The organism is Rothia santali (assembly GCF_024199905.1).
GTDB lineage: Bacteria > Actinomycetota > Actinomycetes > Actinomycetales > Micrococcaceae > Rothia > Rothia santali.
Genome location: NZ_JANAFB010000003.1, coordinates 118,955 through 140,053 on the forward strand (window position 1 = coordinate 118,955; position 21,099 = coordinate 140,053).

At 71.3% G+C, this 21,099-nt stretch carries 21 protein-coding genes; 4 read left to right on the forward strand and 17 right to left on the reverse strand.

Features of this window, described 5'->3' with window-relative positions:
• Positions 1 to 36: 36 nt before the first annotated feature.
• Entirely contained in the window at positions 37 to 831 is a 795-nt protein-coding gene (locus NBM05_RS02305; RefSeq protein ID WP_254164839.1) for a phosphatase, read from the forward strand.
• A 34-nt stretch (positions 832 to 865) separates the two neighbouring features.
• Here NBM05_RS02305 and NBM05_RS02310 read toward each other — a convergent pair whose 3' ends face one another.
• From NBM05_RS02310 to NBM05_RS02330, 5 genes are all read right to left on the reverse strand, one after another.
• Positions 866 to 2,500: an NAD(P)H-hydrate epimerase gene (locus tag NBM05_RS02310; RefSeq protein WP_254164840.1), complete on the reverse strand. Its 1,635-nt coding sequence runs from the start codon at positions 2,498 to 2,500 to the stop codon at positions 866 to 868.
• Positions 2,491 to 2,895 (reverse strand): holo-ACP synthase, encoded by a 405-nt coding sequence (locus NBM05_RS02315; RefSeq protein WP_254164842.1) that lies wholly within the window; start codon positions 2,893 to 2,895, stop codon positions 2,491 to 2,493. Before NBM05_RS02315 ends, NBM05_RS02310 begins: the two co-directional genes overlap by 10 nt.
• 168 nt (positions 2,896 to 3,063) lie before the next feature.
• Positions 3,064 to 4,938 (reverse strand): glutamine--fructose-6-phosphate transaminase (isomerizing), encoded by a 1,875-nt coding sequence (gene glmS / locus NBM05_RS02320; protein ID WP_254164844.1) that lies wholly within the window; start codon positions 4,936 to 4,938, stop codon positions 3,064 to 3,066.
• 214 nt (positions 4,939 to 5,152) lie between these two features.
• Positions 5,153 to 6,292 carry a mannitol-1-phosphate 5-dehydrogenase gene (locus tag NBM05_RS02325; RefSeq protein WP_254164845.1) on the reverse strand — a complete coding sequence of 380 codons (1,140 nt, stop codon included), beginning with the start codon at positions 6,290 to 6,292 and terminating at the stop codon, positions 5,153 to 5,155.
• Positions 6,289 to 8,325: a PTS mannitol transporter subunit IICBA gene (locus tag NBM05_RS02330; RefSeq protein WP_373689264.1), complete on the reverse strand. Its 2,037-nt coding sequence runs from the start codon at positions 8,323 to 8,325 to the stop codon at positions 6,289 to 6,291. Before NBM05_RS02330 ends, NBM05_RS02325 begins: the two co-directional genes overlap by 4 nt.
• Positions 8,326 to 8,561: 236 nt before the next feature.
• Between NBM05_RS02330 and coaA the strand changes: the two genes are divergently transcribed.
• From coaA to mscL, 3 genes are all read left to right on the forward strand, one after another.
• Complete coding sequence (gene coaA / locus NBM05_RS02335) at positions 8,562 to 9,518, forward strand: type I pantothenate kinase (RefSeq protein ID WP_254164846.1); 957 nt, start codon at positions 8,562 to 8,564, stop codon at positions 9,516 to 9,518.
• A 56-nt stretch (positions 9,519 to 9,574) separates the two neighbouring features.
• Entirely contained in the window at positions 9,575 to 10,402 is an 828-nt protein-coding gene (locus NBM05_RS02340; RefSeq protein WP_254164847.1) for a M15 family metallopeptidase, read from the forward strand.
• Between the two features lie 224 nt (positions 10,403 to 10,626).
• Positions 10,627 to 11,037, forward strand: a complete 411-nt coding sequence (mscL, locus tag NBM05_RS02345; protein ID WP_254164848.1) for a large conductance mechanosensitive channel protein MscL — start codon at positions 10,627 to 10,629, stop codon at positions 11,035 to 11,037.
• Between the two features lie 86 nt (positions 11,038 to 11,123).
• Here mscL and glmM read toward each other — a convergent pair whose 3' ends face one another.
• The 12 genes from glmM to map form a co-directional block, all read right to left on the reverse strand.
• Positions 11,124 to 12,497, reverse strand: a complete 1,374-nt coding sequence (glmM, locus tag NBM05_RS02350; RefSeq protein ID WP_254164849.1) for a phosphoglucosamine mutase — start codon at positions 12,495 to 12,497, stop codon at positions 11,124 to 11,126.
• 229 nt (positions 12,498 to 12,726) lie between these two features.
• Positions 12,727 to 13,227, reverse strand: a complete 501-nt coding sequence (rpsI, locus tag NBM05_RS02355) for a 30S ribosomal protein S9 (RefSeq protein WP_254164850.1) — start codon at positions 13,225 to 13,227, stop codon at positions 12,727 to 12,729.
• 32 nt (positions 13,228 to 13,259) lie between these two features.
• The gene (gene rplM / locus NBM05_RS02360) at positions 13,260 to 13,703 is read right to left on the reverse strand and encodes a 50S ribosomal protein L13 (protein WP_254164852.1); all 444 of its coding nucleotides are present in this window, start codon (positions 13,701 to 13,703) and stop codon (positions 13,260 to 13,262) included.
• A 328-nt stretch (positions 13,704 to 14,031) separates the two neighbouring features.
• Positions 14,032 to 14,979 carry a tRNA pseudouridine synthase A gene (locus tag NBM05_RS02365; RefSeq protein ID WP_254164854.1) on the reverse strand — a complete coding sequence of 316 codons (948 nt, stop codon included), beginning with the start codon at positions 14,977 to 14,979 and terminating at the stop codon, positions 14,032 to 14,034.
• A gap of 270 nt (positions 14,980 to 15,249) precedes the next feature.
• Positions 15,250 to 15,945 (reverse strand): 50S ribosomal protein L17, sunset domain variant, encoded by a 696-nt coding sequence (rplQ, locus tag NBM05_RS02370; protein ID WP_254164856.1) that lies wholly within the window; start codon positions 15,943 to 15,945, stop codon positions 15,250 to 15,252.
• 100 nt (positions 15,946 to 16,045) lie between these two features.
• Entirely contained in the window at positions 16,046 to 17,050 is a 1,005-nt protein-coding gene (locus NBM05_RS02375) for a DNA-directed RNA polymerase subunit alpha (protein ID WP_254164857.1), read from the reverse strand.
• A 177-nt stretch (positions 17,051 to 17,227) separates the two neighbouring features.
• Positions 17,228 to 17,632: a 30S ribosomal protein S11 gene (rpsK, locus tag NBM05_RS02380; RefSeq protein ID WP_254164858.1), complete on the reverse strand. Its 405-nt coding sequence runs from the start codon at positions 17,630 to 17,632 to the stop codon at positions 17,228 to 17,230.
• A 29-nt stretch (positions 17,633 to 17,661) separates the two neighbouring features.
• The gene (gene rpsM / locus NBM05_RS02385) at positions 17,662 to 18,030 is read right to left on the reverse strand and encodes a 30S ribosomal protein S13 (RefSeq protein WP_254164859.1); all 369 of its coding nucleotides are present in this window, start codon (positions 18,028 to 18,030) and stop codon (positions 17,662 to 17,664) included.
• A 155-nt stretch (positions 18,031 to 18,185) separates the two neighbouring features.
• Entirely contained in the window at positions 18,186 to 18,299 is a 114-nt protein-coding gene (rpmJ, locus tag NBM05_RS02390) for a 50S ribosomal protein L36 (RefSeq protein WP_129656416.1), read from the reverse strand.
• Positions 18,300 to 18,456: 157 nt separating this feature from the next.
• Positions 18,457 to 18,678 (reverse strand): translation initiation factor IF-1, encoded by a 222-nt coding sequence (gene infA, locus NBM05_RS02395; RefSeq protein WP_005505018.1) that lies wholly within the window; start codon positions 18,676 to 18,678, stop codon positions 18,457 to 18,459.
• Between the two features lie 342 nt (positions 18,679 to 19,020).
• Positions 19,021 to 20,196, reverse strand: coding sequence for a dual-specificity RNA methyltransferase RlmN (gene rlmN, locus NBM05_RS02400; RefSeq protein WP_254164860.1), 1,176 nt, complete (start codon positions 20,194 to 20,196; stop codon positions 19,021 to 19,023).
• Positions 20,197 to 20,242: 46 nt separating this feature from the next.
• On the reverse strand, positions 20,243 to 21,070 hold the full coding sequence (gene map, locus NBM05_RS02405) for a type I methionyl aminopeptidase (protein ID WP_254164861.1): 828 nt from the start codon (positions 21,068 to 21,070) through the stop codon (positions 20,243 to 20,245).
• Positions 21,071 to 21,099 lie beyond the last annotated feature (29 nt).

Below are 21,099 nucleotides of genomic sequence, written 5' to 3' on the forward strand. Positions count from 1 at the left end.
CCCCGACGACCCCCACGACCCACGAATGAGGAGACGATGAGCACCACGGACATCCACGACGAGGAGGCCTTCGCGGCCTACCTGGACGAGGCCCGCATCACCGGCGAGGTCGGCACCCCGCGCCAGGACAACCTGGCCCACATCGAGAAGTTCCTGGCCGGGGACGAGCACCTCGAGTTCGGCGTCGAGCTGACCCGGGAGTGGACCCGGCAGGAGGTCTTCGACCTCATGGTGGACCGCGCGGGCCTGGACCCCGACCCCCGGCACACGCACGGCCAAGACACCATCAGCGCCGAGCGCTGCGTCGCCGCGCTAACCCGCTACGCCCGCCACTTCGGCGACGCCGTCCGGCGGGGCGCGGGGATCCTCTTCGCCACGGGGCACCCGGCGGGCCTGTTCCCGGTCTACCAGCACCTCGCCGACGCCGCCCGGCGCGGCGGGGCGCGCGTGATCGGCATCGAGGAGGGCATCCACTTCGACGGCGGCGACCTCCGGCAGATCAACGACGTCGTGATGTACCAGCGGTACGGCTCCCTCGCCCACACCCACTACCCGGAGCCGATGCGGCTGGTGCTGCGGCAGCTCCGGGAGGCGGGGACGCCGGTGGACTTCGTGGTCGCCGACCACGGCTGGGCCGGGGCCGCAGCGAGCGCGGGCCTGCCGACCCTCGGCATCGCCGACTGCAACGACCCCGGCCTGTTCGTCGCCGAGGCCCAGGGGCAGCTCCTGACCGCGGTGCCCATGGACGACAACGTCCTGCCGCACCTCTACGACCCGGTCACGGAGTTCGTCCTGGACCGGGCGGGGCTCGCGGTGCGCAGCGCCGTCTGACCCTCGGCTCAGTGTCCGAGCAGCGGCCCTCGGCTCAGTGTCCGCGCAGCGACCCTCGGCTCAGCGTCCGAGCAGCCGCCCGAGCTGCCCCGGGATGCGGGAGGCGGCGAGCGTGGGCGGGAGGGGCCCGGGCTCCGCGGTGCTGATCGCGCGCTGCAGCAGCAGCGCCCCGGCCGCGACCCGGGCCCACGCGGCGTCGTCGTCCGGCGCGACGCCGTGCTCGACCCGCGCCTGATGACAGGCCACGGCCGCGCCCAGCATGCCCGTGAGCGTGTCCCCGAGCCGGCCGTGGCCAGCCACGGGCTGCCCCCGGTGTGCGCGAGCACGACGCCGGGGCCCGCCACCACGGTGGTCCCGCCCTTGAGCAGCAGCGTGCCGCCGAGCACCTCGCGGGCCGCGCGGGCCCACGGCAGCGGCGCCGCCTCGATCCCGGAGCGGTCGGGGAAGCCGTCCTCCGGCAGGTCCTCCTCGGCCAGGCCGGCCTCCAGGGCGGCGGCGCGCAGCCGTTCCCCGCCGCCGGGCTCAGCCGCACCGCCCACTCCAGGGCCGAGGCGAGCTCTCCGGCGTGCGGGGTCATCACCACCGAGGCACGGGCCCGCTCGCCCTCCCCGGCCGCCCCGGCGAGGATCTGGATCGCGGCGGCGTCGGCCACGACCGGCAGGCCCGAGTCCAGCGCGGCCCGGATCTCCCGCTCGGCCGCCCCGCCCGTGGCGCCCGAGCCCACGGCCCACGCCTGCACGCGGTCCGCTCCCACGTGCTCGCTGCGGACCGCCTCGGGGCACTCCAGCGCCATCAGCCCGGCCAGGGCGGCCCCGCCGGTGTACCGGACCATCCCGGCGCCCGCGTTGATCGCGGCCCGGACGCACATCAGGCCCGCACCGGGGAAGGCGTCGCTGCCCGCGACGGTGCCCACGACCCCGCGGGTGTACTTGTGGTCGCCCTCCCCGGGGGCGGGCCAGACGCCGGGCAGGTCCGCGTCCTCCAGGACCAAGGCGGACGGTTCGGGGAGGTCGTCCTCGATGCCGATCGGCACCGTCTCGATCCGGCCGACCGCGCTCGCCGAGGCGGGCGCGACGAGGCCCGTGGTGGGGGCGGCGAAGGTCACCGTCAGGTCCGCGGGCAGCACGGGGCCCGAGAGCCGGCCGGTGGTCGCGTCCAGGCCGGAGGGGACGTCGCAGGCGATGACCGCCGGCGTCCGGCGGGCGTCGTCCCGGCCCGCGAGCAGCCCGCGCACCAGCCCGGCCGCCGGCTCCCGCAGCCCGCCCGAGCCGCCGGTGCCCAGGATGCCGTCCACGAGGAGGTCGGCCGCCGCGGCGGCCTCGAGGCAGGCCGCCTCGCCGTCCTCCGCGAGGTCCAGCACCGCGCCGCCCGCCCCGCGCAGGGCCGCCATCCCCTCGGAGTGGTGCCTCGGGGCAGTCAGGACGGCGGTGACCCGCGCGCCCCGGGAGCTCAGCGCGGCACCCGCGTGGAGGGCGTCGCCCCCGTTGTTCCCGGAGCCGACCAGCAGGACGACGTCGGCGCCCCCGACGCCGCCGGCCCGCTCCCTCAGCAGGCGGACGGCCGCCTCGGCGAGGCCGCGCGCCGCGACGTCCATGAGCGGCTCCCCGGCGTCGAGGTGGGGCTTCTCCGCGTCCCGGATCTGCCGGGCCGTGTACGCGTTCAGGACCATGCCGCCTCCTCCAGGGCCTGGGCCGCGGCGAGCTCGTCCTCGCCGAGGCGCTCGGCGATCGCGGTCGCGACCGCGGTCCCGCCGTCGTGGGTGATGCTGACGTGCCAGCGGTTGATGCCGAGCCGGTCGGCGGTCTCCCGGACGGTCCCGGTGACCACGAGCTGGGGCGCGCCGTAGCGGTTCTTCTCGATCAGGCAGTGGTGCCAGATCATGCCCGGCGGGGCGTGCAGGGCCTTGGCCACGGCCTCGCGCACCGCGAAGCGGCCCGCGAGGGAGTAGACGGGAAGCTCCTGCTCGTCCTCGGTGAACAGCCGCGACCTCAGCCGGGGGGTGCGCTCCAGGATGGACTCGAAGCGGGCGATGTCGACGACGTCGACTCCGGTTCCCATGATCACGGTGCGGGTGCTCCCCTCGCTCGGCCGGAGGACCGGCTGGTCGGTGTGCCGTCAGCCTACGACCGGGACGGCCGCAGGGGCGGGGCGACGCGCCGCGCGCGCCGCCCCCGTGAACGCGCAACGCCCGCCGCGGGAGGCGACGGGCGTTGCGGTGGTGCGGGGGCCGTACTACTCGACGGTCACCGACTTGGCCAGGTTGCGCGGCTGGTCGACGTCGTACCCCTTGGCCCCGGCCAGGGCGCAGGCGAAGACCTGGAGCGGCACGGTGGCCAGCAGCGGCTGGAGCAGCGTCGGCGCCTGCGGCACGGTGATGACGTGGTTGGCGTAGTCCGAGACGGACTCGTCGCCCTCCTCGGCGATCACGATGGTGATGGCGCCGCGGGCCCGGATCTCCTGGATGTTGGAGACGACCTTGGAGTGCAGCGAGTCCCGCCCGCGCGGGGAGGGGACGACCACGAAGACCGGCTGGCCCTCCTCGATCAGCGCGATCGGGCCGTGCTTGAGCTCGCCGGCGGCGAAGCCCTCGGCGTGGATGTAGGCGATCTCCTTGAGCTTCAGCGCGCCCTCCAGGGCCACGGGGAAGCCCACGTGGCGGCCGAGGAACAGCACCGAGGAGGAGTCGACCATGTCCGTGCCGAGCTTCTTGACCTGCTCCTCGGCGTCGATGACCTCCTGGATCTTCTCCGGCATCTTCTGCAGCTCGTCCACGACGTCGACGATCTCGTCGGCGTACATGTTCCCGCGCAGCTGGGCGAGGTAGAGGCCCAGGAGGTAGGCCGCGGTGATCTGGGCCAGGAACGCCTTGGTCGAGGCGACGGCGATCTCGGGGCCGGCGTGGGTGTACAGCGAGGCGTCGGACTCGCGCGGGATCGAGGAGCCGTTGGTGTTGCAGATCGCCACGACCTTGGCGCCCTGCTCCCGGGCGTGCCGGATGGCCATGAGCGTGTCCATGGTCTCCCCGGACTGGGAGAGCGCGACGACGAGGGTCTTCTCGTTCACGATGGGGTCCCGGTAGCGGAACTCGTGGGCGAGCTCGACCTCGGTGGGGATCCGGCACCAGTGCTCGATCGCGTAGCGGGCGACCTGGCCGGCGTAGGCGGCGGTGCCGCAGGCGATGACGACGATCTTGTCGACCGAGCGCAGCACGGCCTCGTCGATGTGCAGCTCGTCCAGGCTCAGGCGGCCGCGCTCGTCGAGGCGGCCCAGGAGGGTGTCGCGCACGGCGGCGGGCTGGTCGTGGATCTCCTTGTCCATGAAGGAGGAGAACCCGCCCTTCTCGGCCGCGGCGGCGTCCCACTTGACCTCGAAGGGCTTGCCCTCCGCGCGGTTGCCCTCGAAGTCGGTGATCTCGTAGTCCTCGGCGGTGATGGTCACGATCTGGTCGTTGCCCATCTCCACGGCCTGCTTGGTGTAGTCGATGAAGCCGGAGACGTCCGAGCCGAGGAAGTTCTCGTGCTCGCCCAGGCCGATGACCAGCGGGGAGTTGCGGCGGGCCGCGACGATGCGGTCCTCGTGGTCCGCGTGGACGGCCAGCAGGGTGAAGGCGCCCTCGAGCCGCCGGCAGGTCAGGCGCATGGCCGCGGTGAGGTCCCGGGCGGCGTCCTTGTTGTAGTAGTCGGCCAGCAGCGTGGCGGCGACCTCGGTGTCGGTGTCCGAGACGAAGTTGTAGCCCTTGCCGGCCAGCTCGTTCCGCAGCTCGGAGAAGTTCTCGATGATGCCGTTGTGGACCACGGCCATGCGGCCGTTGTCGACGACGTGCGGGTGAGCGTTCGGGTCGGTCGGGCCGCCGTGGGTGGCCCAGCGGGTGTGCCCGATCCCCAGGATCGAGTTCGGCAGCGGGCTGGCCGCCAGCTCGGCGTCGAGCGCCGCCACCTTGCCGGCCTTCTTGCGGTGGTCCACCGCGCCCTCCGAGACCACCGCGACGCCCGCGGAGTCGTACCCGCGGTACTCGAGGCGGCGCAGGCCCTCGAGGACCACGTCGAGGGCATAGTAATCACGGTCGACGGCACCGGGCTGTCCTACGTATCCAACGATTCCACACATGCGCCCCAGCTTAGCCCACGGCGAGGCCCCTCCCGCGTCATAGTGGACTCGCGAGTATGTGATGTTCGCACGCACCCCGCCAGCGTGCCGGAACGCCGCGTCGCCGGCCCGAATGTGACGGGCCGGCGACGCGGGTTCGAAGAACGGCGAGGCGCCGCGCGGGGCTGGGACGAAGCGGAGCACCGCACCGGGACGCGAGGCGCGCCCCGGCGGATCAGGCGGCGGCGAAGACCTCGGCCAGCTGCTCGTGCAGCGGGTGCTGGGGTCCGACGCCGGTCAGCCGCTCCACGAGCTCCCCGCGGTCCCCCGCGGACTCCTCCAGCAGCCGGCGCAGCTCCTCCGCCTCCGGGTCGCCCTCGGCGTCGAAGGCGAGCGCGGCCCCGACCGCGGCCACCAGCGCCTCGGGCCGGTGGCCGTGCTCGGCGAGCTCGGCCGCGGGGCCGACGAAGCGCTCCCCCGCCGAGATCTTGCGCAGCGGCGCCCGCCCGACCCGCTCGACCGTGTCCGGCAGGTGCGGGTTGGCGAACCGGGTCAGGATCTTCTCGATGTACTCCTGCTGGGTCTCCGGGGCGAAGCCGAACTTCTCGACCAGCAGCTGCTTGGTCTCGGCCAGGACCGTCTCGACCCGGGCGCGCACGCCGGGATCGGCGAGCGCGTCCGAGATCTTGTGCAGCCCCGCGAGGCGCCCGAAGTAGGCGGTCGCCGCGTGGCCGGTGTTGACCGTGTACAGCTTGCGGGTGATGTAGGGCGCGAGGTCCTCGACCCACGTGATGCCGGGGACGTCCGGGACATCGTCGCCGAACGGCGTCGACTCCACCGCCCACTCGTAGTAGGTCTCCACCGTGACGTCCAGGCCGGCGCCCTGCTCCTGCTGGGGCACGATCCGGTCGACCGCCGTGTTGGCGAAGATCGCGACGTCGTCGGCCTCGGGGTAGGCCTCGCGGATCGCGGCCGCGAGGCCGTCGGTCGCGTTGATCGCGTTCTCGCACGCCATCACCGCGACCTTGCCCAGGGTCCCGGCCTCGGCGCGGGCCCGCAGGCCCTCGGCGATGGCCGGGGCGATGATCTTCAGGACGGTCGGCCCCACCGCGGTGGTGACGACGTCGGCCTCGACGATCTGTCGGCGCAGCCCCTCGGGGTCGCTCGCCGAGTTGACGCCGCTGAACCCGGTGACCCGGATGTCGCGCGGCGCGGCGCCGACCTCGTGGACCGTGTAGGAGTCCTGCTCGTTGAGCGCGTCGATCAGGGGCGCGGCGACGTCGGCGAAGACGAGCTCGTACCCGGCCTCGTGGAGGAGGACCCCCACGAAGCCGCGGCCGATGTTCCCCGCCCCGAAGTGGAGGGCCTTCTTCATGCGTTCACCTTCCCGAAGATCCCGAGGACCTCCTCGGCGGAGCCGGCCTCTTCCAGCCGGGCCACCGCCTCCTTGTCGGAGAAGACCTTGGCGATCTTCTGCAGCAGTTCCAGATGCTCCCCGCCCGCGCCGGCGATGCCGATCACGAACCGGACGGGCTTGCCGTTCCAGTCGATCTCCTCGTCGTAGCGGACGAAGGAGACGGCCGAGGAGTGGATGGCCGACTTGGCCTCGTTGGTCCCGTGCGGGATCGCCAGGCCGTTGCCCATGAACGTCGAGACCGAGGACTCGCGCTCGTGCATCGCGGCCAGGTAGGCGTCCTCGACCTTGCCGGTGCCGATCAGCAGGCCGCCGGCCTCGTCGATGGCCGCGTCGCGGCTCGTGGCCCGGCCGCCCAGGACGATCGAGTCGGCGGTGAGGATCTCGTCGGTCGAGCCGGCGCGCTCCTCCTCGTCGGCGGAGGCCGCGGCGGGCGTCCCGGCGGCAGCGGCGGCCGGTGCGGCGTCGGCCGCCTCGGCGTCCCCGCCCTCGCGCTGGCGGCGGATGGTCTCCACGATCTCGTCGTAGCGCGGCGAGCCCATGAAGTTGTCCACCGTGACGTGGGCAGCCGACGGCGTCGGGCCCTTCGCCCGGTCGTAGAGGTCCTCGTGGACCACCACCAGGTCGAACTCGTCCGTCAGGTTGTTGATCGCCGAGTTGACGACGCTGACCTGCTCGCCGTAGCCGGCCTTCTTGATCTTGTTGCGCAGCACCGAGGCGCCCATCGCGGAGGAGCCCATGCCGGCGTCGCAGGCGAAGACGATCTTGGAGATCTGCTCGCCGCCGGTCTGGCCGGCGCCGGTCAGGAACCCGGAGACCGAGGACTTCTTGCCCTTCATGCCCTCCATCTGGGCGGTGGCCTTGGCGAGGTCGTCCTCGGACTGCTTCGAGAACCGCAGGAGCAGGGCCGCCACGATGAAGGAGACCGCCGTCGCGGCGAGCACGCCGAGCGTCACGCCGAGGTAGGAGTCGGTCGCGGTGGACAGGTAGATCATGATGATCGAGCCCGGGGCGGCCGGCGAGCGCAGGCCGACGTCGAACAGCAGCTCGACGAAGATCCCGGACATGCCGCCCGCGATGGCCGCGAGGATCAGGATCGGCTTCATCAGCACGTACGGGAAGTAGATCTCGTGGATGCCGCCGAAGAACTGGATGATCGCAGCACCCGGTGCGGTGGCCCGGGCGATGCCGCGGCCGAAGAACATGTAGGCGAGCAGGATGCCGAAGCCGGGGCCGGGGTTGGCCTCGAGGAGGAAGAGGATCGACTTGCCCTGCTCGAGCGACTGCTCGGTGGCCAGCGGGGTGATGATGCCGTGGTTGATGGCGTTGTTCAGGAACAGCACCTTGGCCGGCTCGATGAGGATCGAGGTCAGCGGCAGCAGCCCGTTGTTGATGAGGAAGTTGACCGCCTCGCCGGCGATGTGGGTCAGGAAGTTCATGACCGGGGTCAGCAGGAACATCGACCCCACCGCCAGGATGGCGGCGAGGATGCCGGCGGAGAAGTTGTCGACGAGCATCTCGAAGCCGGGCTTGATCCGGCCGGCCCAGAGGGCGTCGAGGCGCTTCATGCACCAGCCGCCGATCGGGCCCATGATCATCGCGCCGAGGAACATGGGCGCCCCCACGCCGTCCTCGCCGATGAACACGGGCGAGCTGGTGCCCAGGATGACGCCCATGACGGCGACGGAGCCGACGACGCCGCCGCGGACGCCGTGGATCAGCCGGCCGCCGGTGTAGGCGATGAGGATCGGCAGGAGATAGGTGACGGTCGAGCCGACGAGCGTGTTGATCTGCTCGTTCGCGAACGGGCCGTCCGGGTAGACGAACAGTGCCGTGATGGCGCCCCACGCGATGAAGGCGCCGATGTTCGGCATGATCATCGAGGAGAGGAAGGTGCCGAAGCGCTGCACTGCGACGCGGGCCCCGCCCTTCTTTCTCTCCTCGGTGGGAACGGAGGTGGTGGTGCTCAAGGTAGGCTCCCTGGGTCGTGACATCGAGAATGAGCCGGAGCCGCCCTGTCCAGGACCTGCGACGGGTCTCGCCGCTGCCCACCCCAACCACGATGCGAGTTGATACGCCGACCGCCTTCCGCGTGGCCACTGCGCCCTCGAGAATCACGGTCTGATCACAGGTTATCCCGAATAGTGGAATCCCGACACGCATTTTTCACCGCCGCGGGTCGCGTCGCGGAATTCGGTCAGCGTCGCGCGGCGGGCCTACACTGATTCCGATGACTGAAGCACTCGCGCTGCCCCGCACGACGCCGTTCGTGCCCCTCGACCGGGAGACCTGGTCCAGGCTCTCGGACGAGATCGACGTCCCCCTCTCCCCCGAGGAGGTCGAGCGTCTGCGCGGCCTGGGCGAGACCCTCGACGTCGAGGAGGTCCGTCAGGTCTATCTCCCGCTCTCGCGCCTCCTGAACCTCTACGTCAACGCCGCGGGCTCCCTGAACCAGGCCACCAACGAGTTCCTGGGTAAGGAGCACCAGCGCACGCCCTTCGTGATCGGCGTCGCCGGCTCCGTCGCGGCCGGCAAGTCCACGACGGCGCGCCTGCTGCGGGCGCTCATGAGCCGCTGGCCGACCACCCCCAACGTCCAGCTCGTCACCACCGACGGCTTCCTCTACCCGAACGCCGAGCTCGAGGCGCGCGGGCTGATGCAGCGCAAGGGCTTCCCCGAGTCCTACGACCGCCGGGCCCTGCTGCGCTTCGTCTCGGAGATCAAGTCCGGGGCGCCGGTGGTCACCGCCCCGAAGTACTCCCACATCACCTACGACATCCTGCCCGACGAGCAGGTCGTGGTGACCCGCCCCGACGTGCTGATCGTCGAGGGGCTCAACGTCCTGGCGCCCGCCCAGCTGCGGCCCGACGACAAGGCGGCCCTGGCGCTCAGCGACTTCTTCGACTTCTCGGTCTACGTCGACGCTCGGACCACCGACATCGAGAAGTGGTACATCGACCGCTTCCTCTCCCTGCGCGGCGGCGCCTTCTCCGACCCGCGCTCGTACTTCAAGCGCTACGCGAGCCTGTCCGACGCCGAGGCCCGGGAGACCGCCCGCGGCATCTGGAAGCGCATCAACGAGCCCAACCTCGTCCACAACGTGCGCCCGACCCGCGGCCGGGCCCAGCTGATCCTCTCCAAGGGCGGGGACCACACCATCCGCCGCGTGCTGCTCCGCAAGACCTGAGCCCGCCGGCCGGCACCGGTCACGGATCGAGCCCCTCCCCCGATAAGGACACCTTGATGACGACTCGACGACCGCTCCGGCTCGCGTGCCTCGGCCTGGCCCTCTGCGCCGTCCTGACCGGCTGCGCCGGGACCGGGTCGCCGGAGCAGGCACCCGGAGGGGCGACGGCGTCGTCACCCGCCCCCGGGGAGTCCGCCCAGCCCGCCGAGCCGCCCCGGTCCGCCACCCCGTCCCCGTCCGGCGAGACCGCCCCGGGCGACGACGCCGGCTCGCCCCGCCCGGACGCCTCCGCCCCCGCGCTGGACGATCCCGCGGTCGAGGACCCCGCGTCCCCGTCCGTCCTGGTCAACAAGGCCCGCCCGCTGGACCCCCTCGACTGGGCACCGCATGACCTCGTCGACGTCGCGGGGGTCCAGCTGCGCGCCGAGGCCGCGGGCGCCGCCGAGGGCATGATCGCGGCCGCCGGTGCGGACGGCGTCGACTTCACGCTGATCAGCGGGTACCGCTCCTACGCGGAGCAGGAGCGCACGTACGGCTCGTGGGTCGCCGCGCAGGGGCAGGAGAGCGCGGACAACGCCTCCGCGCGCCCGGGGCACTCGGAGCACCAGACGGGCCTGGCCGCGGACATCGGCCAGCGGGGCGGCTGCGACCTCCAGGTCTGCTTCGCCGAGACCGACGCCGCGGACTGGGTCGCCGAGCACGCCGCGGAGCACGGCTTCATCGTCCGCTACCCCTGGTGGGAGCACGAGACCACCGGCTACTGGTACGAGCCGTGGCACCTGCGCTACGTGGGCGCGGAGACGGCCCGGGCCTACGCGGCGTCGGGCGCGGCCAGCTACGAGGAGTTCCTGGGGGCGCCGGCGGCTCCCGACTACGCCGCCTGAGCGACGGGTCCGCGCGCCCCGCCCGGAGGTGCGCGTCTCTCCCGTGCGAGGAACCAGCCTCCACCGTGCTGGATAGTGACATCCCCGGGCGCGACGTGCGGGTCCCCCGCTCGCGGATGGTCCGTTCGCGGGTGGCCCGTTCGCGGGTCCCTTGCTCGCGGGTGGCCCGTCTCACGGCGCGGGCCGCATGATCCGTCCCCTCCCCGTGGCATAGGATGTTCCGCATGCTTCAAGGATTCAGAGACTTCATCACCCGGGGCAACGTGCTCGAACTCGCGGTCGCCGTGATCCTCGGCGGCGCCTTCAACACGGTGGTCAACGCCCTGGTCGAGTCGGTCATCATGCCGGCCGTCTCGTGGGCTGTTGGCGCCCCCTCGTTCGACTCGTTCCTCGTGTTCGGCCCGGTACGGGTGGGCGTGCTGCTCACCGCGGTGGTCAACTTCCTGATCGTCGCCGCCGCGATCTACTTCTGCATCGTGCTGCCGATCAACAAGCTCAACGAGCGACGCCGGCGCCGCCTCGGGCTGCAGTCCGAGGAGGAGGGCGACCCCCAGGTGGCGCTGCTGACCGAGATCCGCGACGCCCTCGTCGCGCGGGACGGCTCGCCCGGCCCCGGCGCCCGAGAGGAGCGCTGAGCCCCGAGGGAACCCATGCGAAGGCCCCGCACCACGGCTCGTGGTGCGGGGCCTTCGTCGCGCTCGCGGGAGCTTGCCCGGGGGCGTCAGGCCACCGGGGCCTCGAGCCTCAGCTCGTGCGCGACGACGTCGGCCAGCCGCTGGGCGTGGGACTGCACGATGCTCTCCGTGGGCCCCTCGACCATCACGCGCACGAGCGCCTCGGTCCCGGAGGAGCGCAGCAGCACGCGGCCGTCCTCCCCCAGCTCGGAGCGGACGGAGGCGATCTCGCTCTGGACGGCGGTGTTGGTGTCCACGCCGTACTTGTCCACGTTGGAGACGTTGATCATGGTCTGCGGCACGCGGTCAAAGCGCGTGGCCAGCGTGGAGAGGGACAGGCCCGTGCGGTTGACCTCGGCGGCCAGGTGCATGCCGGTGAGGATGCCGTCGCCGGTGGTCGCGTAGTCGCTCATGATGACGTGGCCGGACTGCTCGCCGCCCAGGTTGTAGCCGTGGGCCTTCATGGCCTCGAGCACGTAGCGGTCGCCCACCTTGGTGCGGACCATGCGGATCCCCTCGGTCTCGAGGTACTTCTCCATGCCGAGGTTGGTCATCACGGTCGCGACCAGGGTGTCGTCCTTCAGCTTGCCGGCCTCCTTGCGGGCCACGGCGAGGATGGACATGATCGTGTCCCCGTCCACGACCTGCCCGCGCTCGTCCACCGCCAGGCAGCGGTCCGCGTCGCCGTCGTGGGCGATGCCGAGGTCGGCGCCGACCTCCCGGACCTTGGCCTGCAGGCCCTCGAGGTGGGTGGAGCCGACGCCGTCGTTGATGTTGGTGCCGTTGGGGTCCGCGGCCATGACGTGGACCCGGGCCCCGGCCATGCGGAACGCGTCCGGGGAGCACCCCGAGGCCGCGCCGTGGGCGCAGTCGAGGACGATGGTCAGGCCCTCGAGCGCCGAGCGGGCCGGCAGCGTCGAGATCAGGTGGGTCACGTAGCGATCCTCGGCGTCCGCGAACCGGGAGATCCGGCCGAGGTCGGCGCCGCGGGGCCTCAGAAAGTCCTGGGCGGTGTACACGGCCTCGATCCGGTCCTCGACGGCGTCGGGGAGCTTCTTGCCGCCCCGGGCGAGGAACTTGATCCCGTTGTCCTGGAAGGGGTTGTGCGAGGCGGAGATCATGACGCCGAAGTCGGCGTCCAGGTCCGCGACCAGGTAGGCGGCGGCCGGCGTGGGGAGCATCCCGGCGTCGTAGACGTCGACGCCCGAGGAGGCCAGGCCCGCCGAGATCGCCGCGCCGATGAACTCGCCGCTGATCCGCGAGTCGTGGGCGATGACCGCCTTGGGGCGCTCTCCCGCCCCCGCCTGGTCGAAGCCGAGCACGACCGCCGCGGCCTGCGCCAGTTTGAGGGAGGACAAGGCTCCCATCGAGTCGCTGTTCGCGCACGCGCGAACGCCGTCGGTTCCAAATAATCTAGACATCGCAATGCATTATACGCCGCACGATATATATTGCCGCTAGTTTTACGGCAGATCGTACCCATAAGTACGATTCGTCACCCTCGAGGCCCCACGGCGCCGTACCGGGGAGTACAATGCCGGCGGCACGCCCCGGGATCCTCGCGCACCGGCGCCGCGACCGCCCGGGAACGACGACGGCCCGCCTCCCCACCACGGGGAGACGGGCCGTCCGCGAGCGGTAATCGGTCGATCAGCGCTTGGAGAACTGCGAGGCCTTGCGGGCCTTCTTGAGACCCGCCTTCTTGCGCTCGATGACGCGGGCGTCACGAGTCAGGAAGCCGGCCTTCTTCAGCGCCGGGCGGTTGTTCTCGAGGTCGATCTCGTTCAGCGCGCGGGCCACGCCCAGGCGCAGCGCACCGGCCTGGCCGGAGGGGCCGCCGCCGTGGATGCGGGCGATCACGTCGTAGGAGCCCTCGAGCTCCAGCAGCTTGAAGGGGTCGTTGACCTCCTGCTGGTGCAGCTTGTTGGGGAAGTAGACGTCGAGCGCGCGGCCGTTGACGATCCACTGGCCGGAGCCGGGGACGACGCGGACACGGGCCACGGCCTGCTTGCGGCGGCCGACGGCTGCGCCGCCGACGGTCAGGGCGGGACGCTCGGCGGCGACGGCCGCCACGGTCTCGGAGGACTCCGAGGTGTAGCTGGTCAGCTCCTCGCCCTCCACGTTGATCTGGTCTTCAGTAGTCTGAGCCACGATTTCTCCTGTAGTTGTCTTCGCAGGCCCGATTACTGGGCGATCTGGGTGAATTCGTAGGTCTTGGGCTGCTGAGCCGCGTGCGGGTGCTCGGCGCCGGTGTAGACCTTGAGGTGCTTGATCTGCTCGGCGGCCAGCTTGGTCTTGGGCAACATGCCCTTGACGGCCTTCTCCACCGCGCGCGTGGGGTTCTTCTCCAGCAGCTCGGTGTAGTTCACCGACCGCAGACCACCCGGGTAGCCGGTGTGGCGGTAGGCCTTCTTCTGCTCGAGCTTGGAGCCGGTGAGGGCGACCTTCTCGGCGTTGATGATCACGACGAAATCGCCGCCGTCGACGTTGGGGGCAAAGGTCGGCTTGTGCTTTCCGCGCAGCAGCGTTGCGGTCTGGCTGGCAAGACGACCCAGGACAACGTCGGTGGCGTCAATGACGTGCCACTGGCGCTGGATATCGCCGGGCTTCGGGGTGTACGTACGCACTTGTATTTGCCTTCGTCTCGGAATCTCTTCGGTGGCGCGAGCTGGGCTCCACGCCGTGTGGGGTGCGCTCGAAGGGGTCTGGGTGAGGGCCAGACGCAGCCGTTCCAGTCCCGAAGACTCGCCGCGCCATCATCGTCACGCCCTGCAACTGGGCCGATCGATAGCGCGCAGGAACCGAGGTGGGACACGCACAACAGCTAAAGACTATACCGAACCTTCTGCGCTTAATCCACAGCCGCGGCGCGGCCGATGGAGAGAGACCCGCCACCTCCGCCCCCGGGGCGCGGCCCGGGCGGCGTCAGGCCCGGGTCTGCGGCCTCGGGCGGCGTCAGGCCCGGCGGGCGCGCGTCGCCTCGGCCCGCCCGGCCCAGTCCGCCGGGGACTCCGGGTAGTCGATCCGCTGGAGCATGAGGCCCTCCGGCGGCGCGAGCCGGATGCTGGAGTCCCGGACCGGACTCTCGATGCGCCCGGCGATCCACCCGGCGTCCCGCTTCCCCTCCGCGACCCCGACGCACGCGCCGATCAGCGCCCGGACCATGTTGTGGCAGAACGCGTCCGCCCGGACCGTGGCCTCGATCAGGCCGCCCTCGCCGCGGGCGAAGCTCAGCTCCTGCAGCTCCCTGACCGTCGTCGCGCCGAGCCGGGGCTTGCAGAAGGACAGGAAGTCGTGCAGGCCGAGCAGCGGCTCGGCCGCGCGGTTCAGCGCCTCGACCTCGAGCGCGTCCCGCAGCGCCCACGAGGAGGCGCGGTTCAGGGGCCTCCGACGCCGGGGGCCGTCCGCGATCCGGTACAGGTACGTCCTGCTCAGCGCTGAGAACCTCGCGTCGAAGGAGGCGGGCACCTCGCGCGCGGAGGAGATCTCCACGGCGCCGATCTCCGCGGGCCGCGCCCCGGGCCGCGGCGGGCGCCCCACGGCCCCCAGGACGCGATTCAGCGCGCCGTTGGCCTTGCGGGCCAGGGCCTCCCCCGGCGCGTCCCCCGACCGCCCCGGCAGGGCCTCCCAGCGCGGCGCGGGGACGTCCAGGTGGAGCACCTGGTGCCCGGCGTGGACCCCGGCGTCGGTCCGTCCCGCGACGGTGAGCCGCACGGGCTCCCGCAGCACGAGCTCGATCGCCTCCTCGAGGCAGCCCTCCACGGTGACCAGGCCCGGCTGCTTGGCCCACCCGGAGAAGCAGGACCCGTCGTAGGCGAGGTCCATCCGGACCCGCACGGTGCCGGCCGACGTCGCGGCCTCGGCCCCCAGGGGATGCTCGGGCGGGTGGGCGGCGTCGGGCATGGCGGCTGCTCCTCGAGGGGGACGGGTCACGCGCCCCGCAAGGGGACGCACGACCGGGGACGGGTCACGCGCCCCGCAAGGGGACGCACGACCGGGGACGGGTCACGCGCCCCGCAAGGGGACGCACGACCGGGGACGGGTCGCGCGGCCCGCGAGGGGCACGCGGCCGGGGCTGGCACCCCGGCGGGAAGCGGATACGGGAAGGGCCCCGCCGACCCTGGGGGTCGACGGGGCCCTGCGCCGCGTGCCGCGCACGGCGCGGCGCGCGGACTACTCGGAGACCTTCTGCGCGGCCTCGCCACCGGCCGGCGCGTAGCCGGCGGCGATGGCGGAGTCCGCGGAGTCGAACCAGATCTCGGCGGTGGTCGAGTTGTACCAGCGCGAACCGGGCACGTGGTACTTCATCGAGTTGCTGTTGCCCTTGACGGAGAAGCCCTCGGGGGCCTCACCGCCCTCGAGCGGGCCGTGGGCGCCGGCGGGCAGCTCACCCTCGGCGACGGGGGCCGGAGCGGCCTCCGCCTCGACGGCGGGCTCCTCGACGACGGGCGCCTCCGGGGCGGCGGCAGCGGCGGCCGAGGTGGCCTCGTTGACGACCGACTGGCTGGCGACGGGCTCCATGACGAGCTCGATGACGGCCATGGGGGCGTTGTCGCCGGCGCGGGCGCCGATCTTGGTGATGCGGGTGTAGCCGCCCGGGCGGTCGGCCATGGCCGGCGCGATCGCGGTGAACAGCTCGTGGACGACCGACTTGTCGGTCAGCTGGCGCATCACGCGACGACGGGCGGCCAGGTCACCTCGCTTGGCGAAGGTGATCAGGCGCTCGGCCACGGGACGCATGCGCTTGGCCTTGGTCACCGTGGTGGTGATGCGCTTGTGCTCGAAGAGCTGCTGCGACAGGTTGGCCAGCATGAGCCGCTGGTGCGACGGGCTGCCTCCGAGGCGGGGCCCCTTGGTGGGAGTAGGCATAGTAGATTATCTCCGTTAGTGACGGTCTTCCGCGCCGATCATAGATGCACCGAAGACCAAGTTTGTTCGTGAACTGTGGACGGCTGGGCCGGTCCGAGGCTTAGTAGGAGTCCTCCTCGGGATCCTCTTCCTCGGCGACCCGGGCGGCCAGATCGAATCCTGCGGGCGAATCCTTGAGCGACATCCCCAGTTCAGCCAGCTTGTCCTTGACCTCGTCGATGGACTTCGCACCGAAGTTGCGGATGTCCATCAGGTCGGCCTCGGAGCGCGTCACGAGCTCACCCACGGTGTGGATGCCCTCGCGCTTGAGGCAGTTGTAGGAGCGGACCGACATGTCGAGGTCCTCGATGGGCAGCGCCATGTCGGCGGCCATCGACTCATCGGCCGGCGACGGGCCGACCTCGATGCCCTCGGCCTCGGTGTTGAGCTCACGGGCCAGGCCGAAGAGCTCCACCAGGGTGCTGCCCGCGGAGGCCACGGCGTCGCGCGGGGCGATCGCCTCCTTGGTCTCGACGTCCAGCACGAGGCTGTCGAAGTCAGTGCGCTGCTCGACACGGGTCGCGGCGACGCGGAAGGTCACCTTCAGCACCGGCGAGTAGATGGAGTCGACCGGGATGCGGCCGATCTCCGACTCGCCGACGCCCGCCTTGTTCTGGGAGGCGGAGACGTAGCCGCGGCCACGCTCCACGGTCAGCTCCGCGTTGAAGCTGCCCTTGGAGTTGAGCGTGGCGATGTGCAGATCCGGATTGTGGATCTCCACCCCGGCGGGCACCTCGATGTCGGCTGCGGTGACCTCGCCCGGGCCCTGCTTGCGCAGGTAGGCGATGACCGGCTCGTCGTTCTCCGAGGAGACCGAGAGCTTCTTGACGTTGAGCACGATCTCGGTGACGTCCTCCTTGACCCCGTCCACGGTCGAGAACTCGTGCAGCACGCCGTCGATGCGGATGCTGGTCACGGCTGCGCCGGGGATGGAGGAGAGGAGGGTGCGACGCAGGGAGTTGCCCAGCGTGTAGCCGAACCCGGGTTCGAGGGGCGAAATCGTGAAGCGCGAACGGTCTTCCGCTACGACTTCTTCACTGAGAGTGGGGCGCTGTGCAATGAGCACTGATGTTTCCTTTCAGCGAGCATCCGCTATATGACGCAACACAGGTGGGGGAAAACAAGGGATGGGAGGCGCGGCGGACGGCCGCGCCGGGAGGGCCCGCGGAGTTCACCGCAGGACCGCAGGCGGGCGAGCTGCTCCAGGAGCGACCCGCTCGCCCGGCGGACGGCGATCTCAGGATCAGACGCGGCGGCGCTTGGGCGGCCGGCAGCCGTTGTGCGCGCTGGGGGTGACGTCCTGGATGGAGCCCACCTCCAGGCCGGTTGCCTGCAGCGAGCGGATCGCGGTCTCGCGCCCCGAGCCCGGGCCCTTGACGAAGACGTCCACCTTGCGCACGCCGTGCTCCTGCGCGCGCTTGGCGGCCGACTCGGCGGCCATCTGGGCGGCGTAGGGCGTGGACTTGCGGGAGCCCTTGAAGCCCATCTCACCGGCGGAGGACCAGGAGATCACGGCGCCCGAGGGATCGGTGATGGAGACGATGGTGTTGTTGAACGTCGACTTGATGTGCGCCTGACCGGCGGTGATGTTCTTCTTGTCCTTGCGGCGGGGCTTACGAGCGGCCGCAGCACGAGTCTTTGGGGGCATTTAGAAAATTCTCCTACGCTTGAGCGTGCTTACTTCTTCTTACCGGCGACCGTGCGCTTCGGACCCTTGCGGGAACGCGCGTTGGTCTTGGTGCGCTGGCCGTGGACGGGCAGGCCGCGGCGGTGACGGATGCCCTGGTAGCTGCCGATCTCGACCTTGCGGCGGATGTCGGCGGCCACCTCGCGGCGGAGGTCGCCCTCGACCCGGAAGTTGGCCTCGATGAAGTCGCGCAGCGCGACGAGCTGAGCGTCGGAGAGATCCTTCACGCGGATGTCGCCGCTGATCTCGGTGGCCTCGAGGGCCGCGGTGGCACGGGTCTTACCCACGCCGTAGATGTACGTGAGAGCAATTTCCACGCGCTTTTCGCGGGGAAGATCCACTCCTGCGAGACGAGCCATAGTGGCGGTTCTCCTTGTAGTTGATCCAGAGGTTTACGGCATCGCTCGCCCGGGTTTCCCCGGTCTCCGGCCTCTGTATCCGGAGGTGTCCCTGTGAGAGTGACGGGTGCGGTGCCTTGTTCTGAGGTGCCGGGGTGACCGGCCGGCCCGGGAGCTTAGCCCTGGCGCTGCTTGTGGCGCGGGTTCGAGCAGATCACCATAACCACACCGTGACGACGGATCACTTTGCAGCTATCGCAGATCGGCTTAACGCTCGGCTTGACCTTCATCGCATTCCTTTGCGTTGTTGCAACTGTTGCTGTTGTTCGCGGGATTCTCCCAGCGGATCGCGGACGATCGTCGAAGAGTCCCACACGCAGACAGGCACCACCCGCAGGTGCGCGGCGGTGCCTTCCATCCCCCACCCCGATGGGCGAGGGACGAGTCCTACTTGTAGCGGTAGACGATGCGGCCTCGCGAGAGATCGTACGGGGAGAGCTCCACCACGACGCGGTCCTCGGGGAGGATCCGGATGTAGTGCTGACGCATCTTCCCGGAGATGTGCGCAAGGACCTTGTGGCCGTTGTCCAGCTCAACGCGGAACATCGCGTTGGGCAGGGCTTCCACCACAGAGCCTTCGATCTCGATTACGCCGTCTTTCTTGGCCATATCCTCCGCTAACGTCGGTGCCCGCCGCGGGTGCGCGGCGGGTCAGGTGTATGATTCCTCTTCCGCCGAGGCCCCGCGCGCGGGCGCGCCGGGTTCACGGCAGAGACAACCAACAGATGAGTGTACGCGATCGGGCGGGGAAAGTTAACCCACCACCCCGGGGTGGAGGCTGTGATCTCGCTCGCTCACGCGCCGTCGCGCCGCCTCTGCCGCGGGGACCACGGCGGCCGCGCAGGCTCTCGCGACGCCGCTGGGCCCCGTCGGGTCCGGGGCCCGGAAGGCCTCCCGGGCCCGGCTACCCTAAGCCCGGAAGGCCTCGCGAGGCCCGGCCGCTCCCGGGGCCTACGACGCCGCGGCGAGCTGCCCGCAGGCGCCGTCGATGTCGGAGCCGCGGGTGTCCCGGACCGTGGTCGGGATCCCGTGCGCCCGGAGACGCTCCACGAAGTTCTGCTCGACCCCGGGGCGCGACGCCGTCCACTTGGACCCCGGCGTCGGGTTCAACGGGATCGGGTTCACGTGCACCCAGCCCCTCCCCCGCTGCGCGAGCTTCTTGCCCAGCAGGTCGGCGCGCCAGCCCTGGTCGTTGATGTCGCGGATCAGCGCGTACTCGATCGAGACGCGGCGGCCGGTCTCCCGGTAGTAGGCGTAGGCCGCGTCGAGGGTCTCGTCGACCTTCCAGCGGTTGTTGATCGGGATGAGCTCGTCGCGCAGCTCGTCGTCCGGCGCGTGCAGGGACAGCGCGAGCGTCACCGGCAGCTTCTCCCGGGTGAACTTCCGGATCGCGGGCTCCAGGCCGACCGTCGACATCGTGATGCCGCGCGCCGAGATGCCGAGCCCCTCGGGCGAGGAGTCGATGAGGCGGTGCACCGCGCCCAGGGAGGCCTTGTAGTTGGCCAGCGCCTCCCCCATGCCCATGAACACGATGTTGGACACCCGCAGCGGGCGGGTGGCCTCGGCGCCGTCCTCGGCGGCCTCCAGGCCCTGCATCTGCTTGAGCAGGCGGGCGCCGGCGACCACCTGCTCCACGATCTCGGCCGTGGAGAGGTTGCGGGTGAGGCCCGCCTGCCCGGTGGCGCAGAACGGGCAGTTCATGCCGCAGCCGGCCTGGGAGGAGATGCACATCGTGACGCGGTTGGAGTAGCGCATGATGACGGACTCCACCAGGGCGCCGTCGAACAGGCGGTGCACCGACTTCAGGGTCGCGCCGCCGTCGGCCTCGAGCGTCCGCACGGTGGTCAGCAGCGTCGGCATCGCGTCCGCGACCATCTGCTCCCGCGAGGCCGCCGGCAGGTCGGTCATCTGCTTGGGGTCGGTGATGAGGTGGTCGAAGTAGTGCTTCGACAGCTGGGTCGCCCGGAACGGCTGGTGGCCCAGCTCGCGCAGGAACTCCTTGCGGCCGGCCAGGTCGAAGTCGGCGATGTGCTTCGGCGGCTTCCCCCGGCGCGGGGCCTTGAGGATGATCTTGCCCGGCTCGGGCCGGGAGGTGATCTCCACGGGGGTGACGGTGCTTTCGGACACGGCTGCTGTTCCTTTGCGCGCTGGCGACGGTGTGTGTGGTGAGTGGTCACTCGGGGATGGGAGACACCCTCACCCCGAGCTTGCCGAGCTCCTCGGCGCCGCCGTCCTCGGCGGTCAGGACCCAGATGCCGTCCCGGTGGAAGGCCACCGAGTGCTCCCACTGGCTGGCGCGGGAGCCGTCCACGGTCTTGACGGTCCAGTCGTCGTCCAGGACGACGGTCTCGATCGATCCTGTCACAAGCATGGGCTCGATCGCTAGGGCCATCCCCGCCTTCAGCCTGGGACCTCCCTCACGCGTGCTGTAGTTGGGCACGTCCGGGGCCATGTGCATCTCGCGCCCGATGCCGTGCCCCACGTAGTCCTCGACGATCCCGTAGGTCTCCCCCGACTCCCTCCGCACGAAGGCCTCGACCGCCTCGCCGATCTCCCCCACCCGCTGGGCGGTGGCCGCCGCGGCGATCCCGTGCCACATGGCCGCCCGGGTCATCTCGGACAGCTCCCGGTCGGCAGCGGAGACCGGCCCGATCAGCGCGGTGCGGGCCGAGTCGCCGTGCCACCCGTCCACGATCGCCCCGCCGTCGATCGAGATGATGTCGCCCTCCGTGAGCGTGTAGTCGCCCGGGATCCCGTGCACGACGACGTCGTTGGGCGAGGCGCAGATGGTCGCCGGGAACCCGTGGTAGCCCAGGAAGTTGGACGTCGCCCCGTGCTCCTCGAGCACCGCGCGGAAGGCGGCGTCGAGCTCCGCGGTGGAGACCCCCGCGGCGGCGGCGGCCACGGCGGCGTCCAGCGCCCGGGACGTCACGACGCCGGCGCGGGCCATGGTGCGCAGCTGCTCGTTGGTCTTGTACTCGATCTTTCGACGCCCGAACATGGGTCTCGCTTTCGTGGAGGGGCTGGCGG